The organism is Desulfovibrio legallii, from assembly GCF_900102485.1.
Lineage (GTDB): Bacteria > Desulfobacterota > Desulfovibrionia > Desulfovibrionales > Desulfovibrionaceae > Desulfovibrio > Desulfovibrio legallii_A.
Genome location: NZ_FNBX01000008.1, coordinates 59,899 through 75,034 on the forward strand (window position 1 = coordinate 59,899; position 15,136 = coordinate 75,034).

12 protein-coding genes are annotated in these 15,136 nt (G+C 66.5%); 1 reads left to right on the forward strand and 11 read right to left on the reverse strand.

From position 1 onward, the window contains the following. Positions 1–7: 7 nt before the first annotated feature. The 9 genes from pnp to rimP form a co-directional block, all read right to left on the reverse strand. Positions 8–2,242: a polyribonucleotide nucleotidyltransferase gene (gene pnp / locus BLS55_RS06310; RefSeq protein WP_092153514.1), complete on the reverse strand. Its 2,235-nt coding sequence runs from the start codon at positions 2,240–2,242 to the stop codon at positions 8–10. Between the two features lie 163 nt (positions 2,243–2,405). After that, positions 2,406–2,675, reverse strand: a complete 270-nt coding sequence (gene rpsO, locus BLS55_RS06315) for a 30S ribosomal protein S15 (RefSeq protein WP_092153515.1) — start codon at positions 2,673–2,675, stop codon at positions 2,406–2,408. 26 nt (positions 2,676–2,701) lie between these two features. After that, positions 2,702–3,589: a tRNA pseudouridine(55) synthase TruB gene (gene truB, locus BLS55_RS06320; RefSeq protein WP_257243157.1), complete on the reverse strand. Its 888-nt coding sequence runs from the start codon at positions 3,587–3,589 to the stop codon at positions 2,702–2,704. A 133-nt stretch (positions 3,590–3,722) separates the two neighbouring features. Next, positions 3,723–4,832 (reverse strand): DHH family phosphoesterase, encoded by a 1,110-nt coding sequence (locus BLS55_RS06325; RefSeq protein WP_092153517.1) that lies wholly within the window; start codon positions 4,830–4,832, stop codon positions 3,723–3,725. Continuing rightward, positions 4,819–5,109 (reverse strand): DUF503 domain-containing protein, encoded by a 291-nt coding sequence (locus tag BLS55_RS06330; RefSeq protein WP_092153518.1) that lies wholly within the window; start codon positions 5,107–5,109, stop codon positions 4,819–4,821. The genes BLS55_RS06325 and BLS55_RS06330 overlap by 14 nt, the downstream gene beginning before the upstream one ends. A 407-nt stretch (positions 5,110–5,516) precedes the next feature. After that, entirely contained in the window at positions 5,517–8,465 is a 2,949-nt protein-coding gene (gene infB / locus BLS55_RS06335; protein WP_092153519.1) for a translation initiation factor IF-2, read from the reverse strand. Beyond that, entirely contained in the window at positions 8,458–8,712 is a 255-nt protein-coding gene (locus BLS55_RS06340) for a YlxR family protein (protein ID WP_092153520.1), read from the reverse strand. Before BLS55_RS06340 ends, infB begins: the two co-directional genes overlap by 8 nt. A gap of 2 nt (positions 8,713–8,714) precedes the next feature. Further along, the gene (gene nusA, locus BLS55_RS06345) at positions 8,715–10,136 is read right to left on the reverse strand and encodes a transcription termination factor NusA (protein WP_092153521.1); all 1,422 of its coding nucleotides are present in this window, start codon (positions 10,134–10,136) and stop codon (positions 8,715–8,717) included. Positions 10,137–10,217: 81 nt separating this feature from the next. Beyond that, positions 10,218–11,015: a ribosome maturation factor RimP gene (gene rimP / locus BLS55_RS06350; RefSeq protein ID WP_092153522.1), complete on the reverse strand. Its 798-nt coding sequence runs from the start codon at positions 11,013–11,015 to the stop codon at positions 10,218–10,220. A gap of 307 nt (positions 11,016–11,322) precedes the next feature. Here rimP and BLS55_RS06355 point away from each other — a divergent pair, with 307 nt between their 5' ends. Then, positions 11,323–12,861, forward strand: a complete 1,539-nt coding sequence (locus BLS55_RS06355) for a methyl-accepting chemotaxis protein (protein ID WP_092153523.1) — start codon at positions 11,323–11,325, stop codon at positions 12,859–12,861. 210 nt (positions 12,862–13,071) lie between these two features. On the opposite strand, the gene BLS55_RS06360 is transcribed toward BLS55_RS06355, so the two are convergent. Both BLS55_RS06360 and BLS55_RS06365 read right to left on the reverse strand, forming a co-directional pair. Further along, positions 13,072–14,571, reverse strand: a complete 1,500-nt coding sequence (locus BLS55_RS06360) for a flagellar hook protein FlgE (RefSeq protein ID WP_092153577.1) — start codon at positions 14,569–14,571, stop codon at positions 13,072–13,074. Between the two features lie 85 nt (positions 14,572–14,656). Beyond that, complete coding sequence (locus BLS55_RS06365) at positions 14,657–15,061, reverse strand: rhodanese-like domain-containing protein (protein ID WP_092153524.1); 405 nt, start codon at positions 15,059–15,061, stop codon at positions 14,657–14,659. Positions 15,062–15,136: the final 75 nt, after the last annotated feature.

Below are 15,136 nucleotides of genomic sequence, written 5' to 3' on the forward strand. Positions count from 1 at the left end.
TCGTGTCCTAGCGGTCGCCGCGCGGGGGGCGACGGTCGCGACCGCCGCGATCACCGCGGTCGTGCCGGTCGCGGGGGCCGCGGTCCGAGCGGGGCGGACGGGCCGTTTCCTCCGGGTTCCAGGGGTGGCCCTGTTCCTCCAGCAGCACGGCCTTGCGGCTGGCGCGGATGCGGTCGCCGTTGATCTCAATGACCTTAACCAGCATGTCTTCGCCCAGATGCGCCACGTCGCCGGGCTGCTCCACGCGCTTCACGTCCAGTTGCGAAACGTGCACCAGGGCCTCCACATTGGGCAGCACTTCCACGATGACGCCGATCTCCATGATCTTGCGCACCTTGGCCATGTAGTTCTTGCCCAGATCCGGACGCTGGTCGTAGTAGGAGACCATCTCGCGGGCTTTTTCCAGGGCTTCCGCCGTGGGCGCGAAGATGGACACCCGGCCAGAATCCTCAATATCCACGGAAGCGCCCGTGGCCGCGGTGATGGCCTTGATGTTCTTGCCGCCGGGGCCGATGATCAGCCGGATGATGTCAGGGTTGACAAAAACCTCGGCGTGCTGCGGGGCAAAGCGCGAAAGCTCCTTGCGCGGCTCGGCGATGGCCCGGGCCATTTCGTCCAGGATGTGCTGCCGGGCCTCGTGGGCCTGGCGCATGGCGGCGCGCATGATCTCCGTGGTCAGGCCCGTGACCTTGATGTCCATCTGCACGCCGGTGACGCCATCGGCCGTGCCGGCGATCTTGAAGTCCATGTCGCCCAGGGCGTCTTCGTCGCCCAGGATGTCGGTAAGCACGATGTACTTATCCCCTTCCTTAATAAGGCCCATGGCCACACCGGCCACAGGGGCGCTCACGGGAACGCCCGCGTCCATAAGGGAGAGGGAGCCGCCGCAGACCGCAGCCATGGAGGACGAACCGTTGGATTCCATGGTTTCCGCCACCACGCGCAGGGTGAAGGGGAAGTCCTCGGGGGCGGGCAGCACGGGCCGCAGGGATTTTTCCGCCAGAGCGCCGTGGCCGATTTCACGCCGGGAAACGCGCACGGGCTTCACCTCGCCCACGCAGAAAGGCGGGAAGTTGTAGTGCAGCATAAAGCGCTTGGTCACGTCGCCGGTGAGGGAATCCATGCGCTGCTCGTCCGTGGAGGAGCCCAGGGTGGTCACCACCAGAGACTTGGTTTCGCCCCGGCGGAACAGGGCCGAACCGTGGGCCCGGGGCAGCACGCCGGTCTGGATCTGGATGGGCCGCACGCTCTTGGTGTCGCGGCCGTCAATGCGCGTGCCCTCGTTAACGATGCGGGCGCGCACCAGTTTCTTTTCCTGGTCCGAAAGGATTTCGCCCACGTTCTTGAGGGCGGCCTCGTTATCGGCCCAGGCCGGGTCGTTGCGCAGATTTTCCGCCACTTTTTCCTTAATGGCCTTGCGGGCCTCCTTACGGGGCAGCTTGTCGGGCACGCGCAGGGCTTCTTCCAGCCCGGCGGCCAGGGCCAGCTCCCGCACGCGGGCCACCAGCACGGGGTCTTCGTCGTGCGGGGTGAAGGCCATTTTCTCCTTGCCCGCCAGCTCGCGCAGCTTGAGCTGCGCGGCCACCAGGGGCTGGATCTGCTGCCGGCCCCATTCCAGGGCGTCGATAATCACGTCTTCGGCCACAAAGCGGGCGTCGCCCTCCACCATGGTCAGGGCGTCGCCTGAGGCGGCAAAGATGAGGTTGATGTCGCTCTGGGCCTGCTGCTCAAAGGAAGGGTTGAGCACAAACTGGCCGTTGACGCGGCCCACGCGCCCGCCGGCCACCGGCCCGGCAAAGGGCAGGGGCGAGAGCATGAGCGCGGCCGAAGCGCCGGTCAGGGCCAGCACGTCCGATTCGTTCTCCTGATCCGCAGAGATGACGTTGGCCAGCACCTGCACGTCCTCATGAAGACCCTTGGGGAACAAAGGACGGATGGGCCGGTCGATAAGCCGCGAAACCAGCGTCTCGCGCTCCGAAGGACGGCCGATTTCCCGACGGAAAAAGCTGCCGGGGATGCGCCCGGCGGCGTACATTTTTTCGGAATACTCCACCGTAAGGGGGAAGAAGCCCTTGTCAAACTCCAGCGGCTGGGAGCACACGGTGACCAGCACCACGGTGCCGCCGCACTGCACCCACACGGCGCCGTGGGCCTGATTGGCCAGGCGGCCTGTTTCCAGAATAATTTCTTTGCCGCCCACCTGGGCCGTGACCCGCGTGGGATTAAAAATGTCTTGTTGCATAACGTTCCTTTGCACTGGCGAAGGGGATTCCGGCAAAAGCGGGCAGAGCCGCGCCCTGCCTGATTTTCCCGGACCCCCCTTCCTTGGCGATGTTAGCCCCTTGCGGGGCGTTGCACGACACTGCGGGGGAGCCCCGGCGCAACCGGAGCCCCCCCGCGCCGCGTCACTTGCGCAGACCGAGCTTCTCGATCAGCGCGCGGTAACGCTGCACGTCTTTCTTCTTCAGGTAATTGAGAATGTTGCGACGGCGGCCCACCAGCTTGAGCAGGCCCGTGCGGGAATGGAAGTCCTTTTTGTGCTCTTTGAAGTGCCCGGTAAGGCCCTCAATGCGCGCGGTGAGCAGGGCCACCTGCACTTCGGGGGAGCCGGTATCGCCTTCGTGTTTAGCGTGGGCTTCAATAACCGTTTTTTTCGCTTCAGCATCCATTGCCACAGCAGTTCTCCTTGATTCTCTCAGGGTTAGTTCCAAAGTCCCCGCAGTACGGTCCAGCAGGGCCCGGCGGGCGTTGCCGCCCGTTGCGCCAGGGCCAGGGCCGCCCCCCGCTCCAGGAGCAGGGCGCGCTCGCCCGCGGCCCCCGCGCGGCAGGGCACGGCCACGCCGTTGCGCACCCGGGCGGCTTCGTCCGGCAGAAGCTCCACCTGCGGCCAGTGCGGCAAAGCCGCGCTCAAAGGCTGCACGCAGCCCGGCAACAAGGCGGGATTGGCCGTGAAGTCCGCCGGATCGCGGGCCAGGTCAAGACCGAAGGGGTGACTGTACTCTCGGGTCAGTTCCGTGAGCACGGCTCCGCACCCCAAGCGCGTCCCCAGGCTGTGGGCCAGGGAGCGTATATAGGTGCCGGAACTGCATGCGACCCGAAAGCGCACAAGCGGCAGGCTTACTTCGAGCGTGTCCGCCTGTGAAATTTCTATGCGTTTGACCTTGCTGGGCGCGGCAAGGCCCTTACGCGCCAGCCGGTACAGGGGCTGGCCCTCGTGCTTGGCCGCCGAATAGGGCGGCACGGCCTGCTCCGCAAGCGCGCACCAGGCGGCGATCTCCTCCCGCACCTGCGCCTCGCTCACCCCTTCCCACGGCGCTTCGGCCGTGAGCGCGCCCGTGGCGTCCCAGGTGTCCGTCGTCTGCCCCAGGCGCAACGTGCCGGAGTACACCTTGCCCCCGCCCTCCAGCAAATGGCCGGAGAGCTTGGTGGCCTGCCCCAGCAGCACCAGCAGCACGCCCGAAGCCATGGGGTCCAAGGTGCCGGCATGCCCGATCTTTTTCTGCCCCAGGCGCTTGATGGCCGTAAGACACTGGGCGGAGCTGGGCCCCGCGGGCTTGCGCAGCACCAGCACGCCGTGCAGCTGCGGCAACGGCGCGGGCGCGCGGCCCGCCGCCTTCCGGGCTGGGGCGGCCGCCGGCAAAGAATCCTTGCGGGGGGCAGCCGAAGCCGCCGTTACATCCGTCATACGCAACAATCCACCTTACCCGCAGCGCCGAAGCAAGTCAAAAGCCGACCTGCCCGGCCTGAGAATCCGCTGCGGAACCAGCCCCGGAACCCGCTGCAGAACCGGCTTCCGTTCCCTGGGCCGCCGAGCCCTCTTCCACCGCCCGCTCCTGCGCTTCCTGCCGGATGGCCTCCAGCAGAGCTGCCTGGGCCGCGGGCATGGACAACTGCACCGTGCCGCCCGCCGCATTGCGGTGCCCGCCGCCGCCAAGGCGCGCGGCCACAGCCCGCACGTCCACCGGCCCAAAAGAACGCAGGCTGAACTTGCAGCGCTCCGGCGCGTCCTCCCGCAGCAGCACCGCCGCCCGCGTGCCGCGCAGCCGCCGCAGGTGCTCCACAAAGCCCTCCAGGTCTTCCTTCATGGCCTGGTGCCGACGAAAATCTTCCAGATACACGGGGCAAAAGGCCACGCTGCCGTTTTCCAGCAGCTGCGCCCGCCCCATGAGCTCGCCCCACAGGTGCAGATGCCCCAAGGTCCAGGTATTGTCCATGCGCTCGCGCAGGGCCGCCAGATCGCAGCCCCCGGCCACCAGGTGCGCGGCAAGCGCCAATACTGCCGCGCTGGTGTTGCCGTGGGCAAAGCCGCCCGTATCCGTCACCAGACCCAGCAGCACGCCCTGCGCCAGCCCGCCCGTCAGCGGCAACCCGGCCGCCAGCGCCGTGTACCCCACCAGCTGCGCCGTGGCCGCGGCCTCCGGCTCCACCCAGTTGTCCAGGCTGCCCATGCCGCTGCCGCCCAGATGGTGGTCGATGTTCACGCTTTTCAGCCTCGGCAGCGCTGCCGCCAGCTCCGGCCCCAGACGCTCCGGCTCGCCGCAGTCCAGCAGCAGGGCCGCGCGCGGCGCAAACGGAGGGCGCTCCAGGCTGGAATACAACGGCGCAGGCAAAGTAAAAAAATCCAGATAGCGCGGCAGCCCCGGCCGGGCGTAGAGCATGAACCGCCGCCCCAGCGCCCGCAGAATGTGCCCGGCAGCCGCCAGCGAGCCCACGGCGTCGCCGTCCGGATGCACATGCGCGGCCACCACCACGCGGTCCAGCCCGGTCAGGGCCGCCGCCATGCGCTCGGCATGCGCTCTGTAAGCCTGGGGCACAAGCTCAGTCTGCAGCATATATCTCCACCTGACTGTCCACCATCTCTTCCGGGCAGACCGCCTCCATCATCAGCGCGCATTTGTCCATGCGGCTGCGCAAATGACGCTCGCTGTTGGATACGGAAACCACCGCCAGCCGCAGGCTGGTCAGGCTCTCTTCCGTACCCGCCTCGGCAATGGCCACGTTAAAACGATTGCGGGTCTTCTGCTTCAGGCTGTTGGCCACCCGCCGCTTGGCCTTGAGATTGTCGTTGCCGTGCAAACTGAACTCCACGGTAAGCACCGCCATGAACATCCCTGCACCCTCCCGCGCTGCCGCCCGACGGTTCCGGGGGAGATTTTTGTGGGGGAAGGATTTTTGTGGGGGGAGGGGAACTTTTGTGAACAAAAGTTCCCCTCCCCCCACGCCCCCCACCCTTCAAAAAACTTTTCTCCCTCAAGGGACGCCGCAGGCATACCCAGGATGAAAAGGGGTTCGCAGGGGGCCTCGCCCCCTGCGCCGCCGGAGGCAGTTCTGTACGCGCCTGCAGCCTGCAGGGATGGCGACAGCAGAGCCGAGCGCCGCACGCCCGCGCTGCAACTGCCTACAACGTTGCGGCTTCCTCAACAGTTTCGAAGGCTTCGATGCGCCAGCCCTTGCGACGGAGAAAGCTAGGGATGGCGACAGCAGAGCCGAGCGCCGCACGCCCGCGCTGCAACTGCCTACAACGTTGCGGCTTCCTCAACAGTTTCAAAGGCTTCGATGATGTCGCCGGTCTTCACGTCGTTGAAGTTCTCCAGGCCCACGCCGCATTCGTTGCCCTTGACCACTTCCTTGGCGTCGTCCTTAAAGCGCTTGAGCGAGGCAATCTTGCCGGTGTAGACCACCACGCCGTCGCGCAGCAGGCGCACGCCCGCGTTGCGGGCCATTTTGCCGTCCGCCACATAGGAGCCGGCGATAACGCCCACCTTGGGCACGTTGAAGGTCTCGCGCACCTCGGCCTGGCCCAGATAGACTTCGCGCTGCACCGGAGCCAGCATGCCGGCCATGGCGCTTTTGATGTCGTCCACCAGCTTATAGATGATGTCGTAGAAGCGGATATCCACGTTCTCGTGCTCGGCCACGTCCTTGATCTTGGCCGTGGGCCGCACGTTGAAGCCGATGATGATGGCCTTGGAGGCCGAGGCCAGCAGAATGTCCGACTCCGAAATGGCGCCCGTGCCGCCGTGCACCACGCTGATGCGCACTTTGTCCGTGCTCAGCTTGTTGAGGGCCTCGGTAATGGCCTCCAGGCTGCCCTGCACGTCGGCCTTGACCACCAGGTTGAGGGTCAAGGTCTCCTGGTCGGAAGCGCGCTGCGAGAGGAAGGTCTCCAGCGTGACGCGGGATTCCGAAGCCAGCTCGCGCTCGCGCTGCTTGACCATGCGCGAATCGGCAATGCGGCGGGCCACCTTTTCGTCGGCCACCACAAAGAATTCCTCGCCCGCTTCGGGCACGCCCTCAAAGCCCTGCACTTCCACCGGCAGGGAGGGCCCGGCCTCCTTGACCTTCTTGCCCTGGTCGTTACTCAGGGCGCGCACGCGGCCCGAGAAGGAGCCGCAGACAAAGTTGTCGCCCTGGTGCAGGGTGCCTTCCTGCACCAGCACCGTGGCCACAGGGCCGCGGCCCTTGTCCAGCTTGGCTTCCACAATATGCCCGCGCGCGGGCTTGTCCGGATTGGCCTTCAGCTCCAGGATCTCGGCCTGCAGAGCCACCATTTCCAGCAGGGCGTCCAGGCCCTCGCGGGTCTTGGCCGAAACCTTGGCCACAATGGTGTCTCCGCCCCAGTCCTCAGGCTGCAGGCCCAGTTCGGCCAGCTCGCGCAGCACGCGGTCGGGATTGGCCCCAGGCTTGTCGATCTTGTTCACGGCCACCATAATGGGCACGTTGGCCGCGCGGGCGTGGTTGATGGCCTCGCGGGTCTGCTCCATCACGCCGTCGTCGGCCGCCACCACCAGAATGACCAGGTCCGTCACCTGCGCGCCGCGGGCGCGCATGGCCGTAAAGGCCTCGTGGCCGGGCGTGTCCAGAAAGACAATCTCGCCGCGCTTGGTCTTGACGTGGTACGCGCCGATGTGCTGGGTGATGCCGCCCGCTTCGCCGCCGGTGACGTTGGTCTTGCGGATGGCGTCCAGCAAGGAGGTCTTGCCGTGGTCCACATGGCCCATGATGGTCACCACGGGCGGACGGGGCTTGAGGCTCTCCGGCGCGTCCGCCTCCTTGGGCAGCAGATAGTCGTCCTCAGAGAAGCCCACCTTCTCCACCTCGTAGCCGAATTCCGACGCCACCAGGGTGGCCGTGTCGATATCCAGCGACTGGTTGATGGTGGCCATAACTCCCAGGCCGAAGAGCACCTTGATGATCTCATTGGCCTTAAGGCCCATCTGGTGGGCCATGTCCGCCACGCGGATGGCCTCCGTAATGCGGATCTTGCGCTTGGCCGCCTTAAGCGGCTGGGTGGCCTGGGCCACAGGCGCGCCGCGGCCGGGCTTGCGACGCCCCTTGCCGCGGTTCAGCCGTCCGCTGTCGTCATCGTCGCGGCGGCCGAAATTGCCCTGCTGAAAATCTACCGTGCGCCGCCCTTTCAGGCGCTTCTTCTTGCTCTGCCCTTCACGGCCTTCCGTGCCGGGAGCGGGCGGCTGCTGGCCGAGCCCGCCGGGACGCGGAGCACCGGGGCGCGGGCTGCCAGGACGCGCAGGCCGGGGAGCCCCGTCGCGCGGCGCGCCGGGACGCGCGCCCGCCGCCGGCCTGGCCGCCGCGGGACGCTGGCTGCCGGGAGCCGGACGGGAAATGATCCGCACCTGCGGCGTGGAGGGCGCTTCCGCCCGGGGACGCCGCGGCGCAGGGGCCTCGCCTTCGGCCGCGTTCTGGCCCTCGAACCGCTCGGAGCGGTTTTCGGGCGCGCGCGGCGGCAAGGTGGGCGCGGAAGAACCTTCGGGCACGGCAGAGGCGTCCGGCCGGGCCAGACGCGCCGCGCGGGCGGCTTTTTCCGCCGCGTCTTCCACAACTTTGGGCGCGGCCTTGGCCGCCTCTTCCTGCGCCGGGGCGGCAGCGGCCTGCACAGCGGCAGGGGCGGGTTCCGCCGCGGCCTGGGCCGCAGGGGCGGCCTGCGCGGCGGGGGCAGCCGCCGCAGAAGTTTCAGACGCCGCAGGGGCCTGCGCCGGAGCGGCGGGCGGCGTATCGCCGGGGCGGTGCAGCACGCGCGCGCCGACGGGCGCCGGGCGGGCGGGCCTGGCCGCGCGGACTGATGCAGCGGGCGCCTCAGGAGCAGGAGCGGCCGGAGCCGCGGCTTCCGGCGCGGGGGCCGCAGCGGCAGCGGCGGCCTCCTGAGCTGGCGCAGCTTCCGGATCTGCCGCGGCCGGCGCTTCGGGCTTGGCGGCCGGCGCAGCGGCCTGGGGCGGCTCTTTGCGGCGACGGCGCACAATGACGTTGGGGTGCGTATCCGCACGCTCGGCCTCAGCCTGTTTCTGCTCCGCCACATGCGCGCGCACGCGGGCGGCCTCTTCCGGGCTCACGGAGCCGGAAACGGAACGCGCCGCAATGCCCATTTCACGCAGCATGCGCAGCATGTCCTTGGGATCCGTCGCGAGTTCCTCGCCGAGAAGTTTGATCTTTATTTTCGCATCAGCCATGGTTACCCCCCTTGCGCCGTGTGCCGGGCCTGAATTTGGCGAATCTGGCCGTACAGACAGGATCGGAACACACATACCAGCCCCTGCCCGGTCTGGTTTTTGCAGCGTCAATACTCAAAATTCCTTCCGCCGTGAGCACATGGCGGGTCAGTTGCGCCTTGGCGAACCGGCGGCGGCAGATGACGCACATCCGCACCGGCCCTTCCGACCCGGCCGTAAGGCCGGCGTCGTGCTCCGGCTTCGTCATGCTCAGGCCTCGCCCTCGCGTTCAGCTGCAGCGGGCGTTGCGGCGTCCGGGGCAACGTCGGCCGACGTTCCTTCCCCATCCGCAGCCGCTTCCCCGGCTTCGGGGGCCTCGGCTTCATCGGGCGCGTCTTCCGCCGCGTCCGCGGGCCCGCCCAGGTGGACGGCCGAAGATTCGGGAGTGGTTTCCACCACCGGGGCCAGGAAGTTGATGGCCGAGCGCAGGTCCGCAATGCGCGACGCGCTGATGGTCAACTTGTCGGCCAGCTCTTCATCCGAGGCTTCCCGCAGTTTGTCCAGGGAGCTGTAGCCCGCGGCCAGCAGAGCCTCAATGGAGACTTCAGCCACGCTGGCCACCTGCTCCAGGCCGTGGCCGATGGCGTTGGCCTCGTTGTAGCGGGTTTCAGTAAAGATATCGACCTTCCAGCCCAACAGGCGCGCGGCCAGCTTGACGTTCTGCCCCTTGCGCCCGATGGCGTTGGTGAGCTGATCGTCGGGCACGATGACTTCCAGCAGATTTTCTTCTTCGTCCACCACAATGCGCGAAACCAGGGCCGGGGCCAGGGCGTTGCGGGCGTAAGTGGCGATGTCCGCGCTCCAGACCACGATGTCGATGCGCTCGCCGTGCAGCTCCTGCACGATGTTCTGGATGCGCGAACCGCGCACGCCCACGCAGGCGCCCACGGGGTCCACGTCCCGCTCGCGCGAGAGCACGGCCACCTTGGCGCGGGAGCCGGGGTCGCGGGCCACGCCCATGATCTGCACCACGCCGTCGTCCACCTCAGGCACTTCGCGCCGGAACAGGGCGGCCATATAATCGCGGTGCGAGCGCGAAACCACCACCTGCGGGCCGCGCCCTTCCTGGCGCACCTCAATAATCAGAGCCTGCACGCGGTCGCCGCGCTTGTAGTGCTCGCGCGGGATCTGCTCCTCGCGCGGGAGAATGGCTTCGGTGCGGCCCAGGTTGATGACCCAGCCGCCCTTGTCCCGCCGCTGGATGATGCCGGAGACGATCTCGCCCACGCGGTCTTTGTATTCCTCGTAAATAATGCCCTGCTCGGCGTCGCGCATGCGCTGAATGATGACCTGCTTGGCCGACTGCGCGGCAATGCGGCCCAGATCCTCCACCCGCACGCGGAAGCCCACCTCGTCGTCCAGCTGCACGGAAGGGTCGTGGGTGCGGGCCTCGGCCAGCTCGATCTGCGTGTCCGGATTAGCCAGGTCGCCGTCCGGCACCACGATTTTGAACTGATAGACCTCAATATCGCCGGTCTCGTCGTTATAGCTCACCTCCACGTCCGTATCTTCGCTGAAGCGGCGCAACACCGAGGTGCGCACGGCGTCTTCCAGCGTTTCGATGAGCATATTGCGGTCCAGGCCCTTGTCTTTGCTGATCTGATCAATGGCCTTTTTGAGTTCAAGATTCATCTGTGCCTCCGGCTGCCGCCAAGGGCGGCGTAACTTCTCTGCTTCCGGCGCAGGCCCGCGCGGGCGGGGCGGCGTCGGAAACTATCCGGGATTGCGGCCCGCCGCGGTTGCGGCCGCCGATTCCGGGGCGGCGTCAGGCTGGCCGTCGGCATCCGCGCCGCGCCGACCGCCCTTTCCCTTCCCGGTTTTTTTGCCCGGCCCCTCGGCCGCGCCTTTTCCGGACTGCTTCCCCGCGCCCTTTCCAGCCCCTTTGCCCGGCTTGACCGGCTTGCGAAACACATACATGCGGCTGACCCGGCGGGCGGCCTCCCAGGGGATGCGCACCGCCGGCAGATCCTCAGGCAGCACTTCCCCTTCCTGGCTCACCTGCACAGGGGCCAGCACAAAGGCCGCGCCTTCCGCCGCCTGCAGCACGCCGCGCCAGACGCGCCGGGCGGGCAGATCCGCCGGGGCCGCGTCGGCCGCTTCAGGAACCAGGGGGCGCTCCAGGCGGGCTTCCACCACCTGCCCCACATAGGGGGGCATCTGCTCCGGGCTGAAAAAAACGCGCGTCAGGCCGGGGGTGGAAACCTCCAGCACATAGGGGTCGGCAAAGCAGTCTTCCACATCCAGGGCCAGGCCCAGTTGTCGGGAAATTTTTTCGCACTGGTCCAGACTGGCGGAAAGGGCGGGCGTCACTGCGTCGTCCGGGGAGGGATCCGTGGGATTTGCCGCCTCAAGGCCGTTCGCCTGACCCGGCAGAGCGGGCACGTCCACATATACCCGCACCAGAACGCGCCCGGCGCGGACGATTTCCACGCCCCAGAGCACCAGGCCCAGCGCGTGCGCCAGGGGCTCAACCAGGCGGATTATGGCGTTTTTGCAGGCTTCTTCGGTCATGCGTTCCTTTGGCGGCGCAAGCGCAAGGACAAAAAAAAGGGGGCCCCTTCAGGCCACCCCGCTGGAACAAGTTCCGTATCAGGATGCACGGCCAACGCAAGCGCCAGCCGCCTTGAATGGGTGTCAATACCTTTTTGCCGGTTCCCTGTCAAGCATTTTTGCCGTTTTCCGCGTTGCGGCGCGCGCCGCCCTCCTCCGTGCCCCTGCCGGGCCCCCAAAAACCTTGCCGCGCCCTTAACATTTGCCCAGATCCGCCGTTAAGTCACAAAGAATCGGTTATATTTTCCCGTTTTTCTGAGGGGGACGCATGCTTTCGTCACAAAAGACGTTTCTGCTGGGCGGTGCAGGATTGCTGTCGGGGGCGGGCCTGGCCGCTCTGGCTGGGGAACTGGGGGCCGCGCCGGCCCTGGCTGGCGCGGCGGGGGCGGCCCTGGCCGCGATCTGCCTGCTGGCGGGCCTTCGCATTCTGGCTGGGGCGGATCTGCGCTGCGTTCTGGAGGCCCTGGCGGCCGTGCGTCAGGGCGCGCCCCTGCCAGAAACGCCGGGCGCGCCGCCCCCGCTCCGCGCGGCTCTGGAAGACCTGGGCGACGACCTGCGCCGGGTCACGGGGCAGCTGCACGGCATTCTGGCGGGCATCCCCATGCCCTACCTGCTGGTGGACGCGGAGGAACGCGCCCTGAGCACCAATCAGGACTGCCTGAACATGCTGGAGATCGACAACAGCATAGACGCCTGCCTGGGCAAAACCCTGGCCGAGCTTTTTTATAACGACCCCGGCAGGGAAACGGCGGTGGGCAAAAGCATCCGCAACGGCCAGTACTTCCGCAATCTGGAGGTCACCATCGGCGGGCACAAGGGCTCGCGCGTCAACGTGCTGGCCAACGTTTTTCCCATTTATGATCAAGGGGGCCTCTGCCTGGGCGGCATGTGCCTCTATGTGGATATGACGGCCCTGAAAAACGCCCAGCAGCAGATCACGGACAAAAACCAGCGCATGGCCGAGGTGGCCGCAGCCCTGGAAGAGACCATGGAAACGCTCAACGCCATTGCCGTAAGCCTTTCCCGCGGCATCCGCCAGTCTGACGAAAACGCGGCCCAGGCGGCGCGGCGTCTGGCCGAGGCCGCCACGGCCATGGACCAGATGAACGCCACCGTGCAGGAGGTGGCCCACAATGCGGACGTGGCCGCCGAGGCTTCGGCCGAAACCCGCGAAAAAGCCCAGGGCGGCGCGGCGGTAGTGCGCAACGCCCTGGACAGCATCAAGGCCGTGCACGACCTCTCCCTGGCCCTGCGGGACGACATGGCGCAGCTGGACGGCCACGCCAAGGCCATTTCCGACATTATGAACGTCATTTCGGACATTGCGGATCAGACCAACCTGCTGGCCCTGAACGCGGCCATTGAGGCCGCCCGCGCGGGCGAAGCCGGACGCGGCTTTGCCGTGGTGGCCGACGAGGTGCGCAAGCTGGCGGAAAAAACCATGGCCTCCACCAACGATGTGGCCAAGGCCATTACGGCCATTCAGGACAGCACCTCCAAGAGCATGCTTTCCACTGAGAACGCCGTAAGCCAGGTGGAGCGGGCCACGGACTTTGCCGGGCAATCCGGCTCCGCCCTTCAGGACATTGTGGGCACGGTGGAGAACACCGGCGAACAGGTCAAGGCCATTGCGGCGGCCAGCGAGCAGCAATCCACGGCCAGTGAGGAGATCAACCGCACCATTGCCCACGTCAACGCCGTGGTGGGGGATACGGCCAAATCCATGACCAACGCCCGCCATGAGACCAACAAACTTCTGGAGATCATCAACTCCCTGGAGCATCTCACGGACCAGCTGCAGGAGTGACGGCCGCAAGGGCCGCCCGCCCCTTTAGGCCGCGCGCAACTCCCAGGGAAAGACAGCCGCGTTTATGGGAAGGGGAGAGAGGGCCGGCGAAAATGCCTCGCAATGAGGCAAAAGCGTCCGTCCTGGGCACGCCTTGCGCGTTGCCTGAGAAGAGAAAAGTTTCCCCTTCCCTCCACAAACAGTCTATTGCCCACACACAACACGCTTCGCTTACGACCGTTTCAGCTCCATGGCTTTCTGGAGCATCTCGTCGGCGGTGGTGACGACTTTGCTGTTGGATTGGAAGCCGCGTTGGGTGATGATCATATTGACCATTTCGGTAGCCATATCCACATTGGAGGTTTCTGTGGCGTAGGCTTCGATGGTGCCGTAGTTTTCAGTGCCGGCCACGCCCATGTCCATTTGTCCGGCTTCCGGCGTGGCGGAAAAGAGGTTGTTGCCCTCGCGGCGCAGGCCGTCTTCGCTGGTAAAGCGGCAGATGGGTATCTGCCAGAGGTCCATGCTTTTGCCGTTGGAGTAGGAGCCGGTGATGGTGCCGTCGCTGCCGATGTCAATGCCGTTGAGGGTGCCTGCGGCGTAGCCGTTCTGGCTGGTGACGCTCGTGGTGGAAGAGCTGTCTGTATAGTTAGTGGTGGCGTTGGAGGCCACCTTGGCGTTGTTCATGCCGCCCAGGGCGGCGGGGTCGGTTCCCACGTCGGCGGCGCTGGCCGGGGCGTTGCTCCAGCCGCCGGAGGCGCTGATGCCCAGGTTGACCGTAACGGTCTGTCCGTCCACGGTCATCTGCGGCAGGCCGCCGGCGGAGAGGGCGGCGGGCTGCCAGTCGGCCAGGTCCACGCTGTTTTCCGCGCTGGGGGTAAAGGCCGTCATGTCCGTAAGCTGGCCGCTGCTGTTAAAGGTAAGCGTGCCGGACATAAGCAGGCCGGAGCCCGTGGTGGCGCTGGTGCCGTCCGTGGTCGTCTTGTCGCTGGCGATGAGGAACTGCACCACGGAATCGGCGCCGTCGGCCGGGGCCGCGTCGTAGTAGATGGTGGCCGTCTGGGTGCTGCCGTCCGCGCCGTAGAGGGTCACGCCCGTGCTGTAGCCATAGGCGGAGCTGTCTATGGGCGGCGAGCTGTTGGCGTTGTACTGGCCGATGAGGCTGAAATAGGGGTCGGTTTCGCTGCTGCTGTTCTGGCTCTCAAGGCCCAGGTTGCAGCGCAGATCCACGCTGCTGGTGGCCTTGGCCGCCATGGTGCCGAATTTGTCCAGCGTCACCTGCTGCAGCGCGCCCTTGGTGCCGTCGGCATTGTAGATGTAGCCGTTGACGGCGAGCCCTGTGGGCGTGCGCAGCACGCCGTCCTCATATGTACGGAAGTCTCCGGCGCGGGTATAGTAGAGGTTCACGCCGTCCGTAACCTGAAAGAAGCCTTTGCCGTTGATGGCCAGGTCCGTCACGGTGTTGCTGGTTTCAAAAGACCCCTGATTGAACAGGGTGCGCACCGTGTCCACCTGCAGGCCTTTGCCTGTCTGGCCCACCGCCACATAGGAATCGGTCTGCGCGCCCCACCAGTCGCCTATGCCCCCCTGATCCGTGGAGATAAGATCGGAAAAGAGAATGCTTTGCTGCTTGTAGCCGATGGTGCTGATGTTGGCCAGGTTGTTGGTGATGACATTCATGCCCTCACTCAGGCCTTTCATGCCCGTGGCGCCGATGTAGAGTGCGGAGTTCACGGTTGCCTCCATAAAACAAGGGACGGTGGAGGAAAAAACTTCCTCCCCGTCCCCAGTAAAGCAGGAATCGTGCCAGAGACGACGGCTATTTTTCCAGGGGCAGCCCCTGGGCCTGCCAGGCGCTGACGCCTTCCTTCATGTGCAGAATATTCCGGATCCCGGCCTTGAGCAGCGTCTCCTGCGCCGCCTGGGAGCGGTTGCCCGTGCGGCAGTAGAGCAGCACGGGCGCATCCTTGGGCAGACTTTGGATCTGCGTTTCAAAGGGGCCGCCGAAGTAGTCCATGTTGACGGCTCCGGGCAGGTGGCCGGCCCGGTATTCCGCCGGAGTGCGCACGTCCAGCACCACCAGCCCGTCGGGCGGACGGCGCAGCAGGGCCGCGGCCTCCTGCACGCCGATGTCCTTGGCCAGGGCGGCCGTGGCCGTCAGCAGCAGAACCAGGGCGCAGAGGGCCCAGGCAAGGCGAAAAGGCTGTAGTGCGGTATGGCGCATGGTCGTTCCTTGCGGCGTCTTGCCAGCGCGGCTGTGCGGCAAAGCGCCGGAATAGGCGTTACGCCCGCCGTGCAG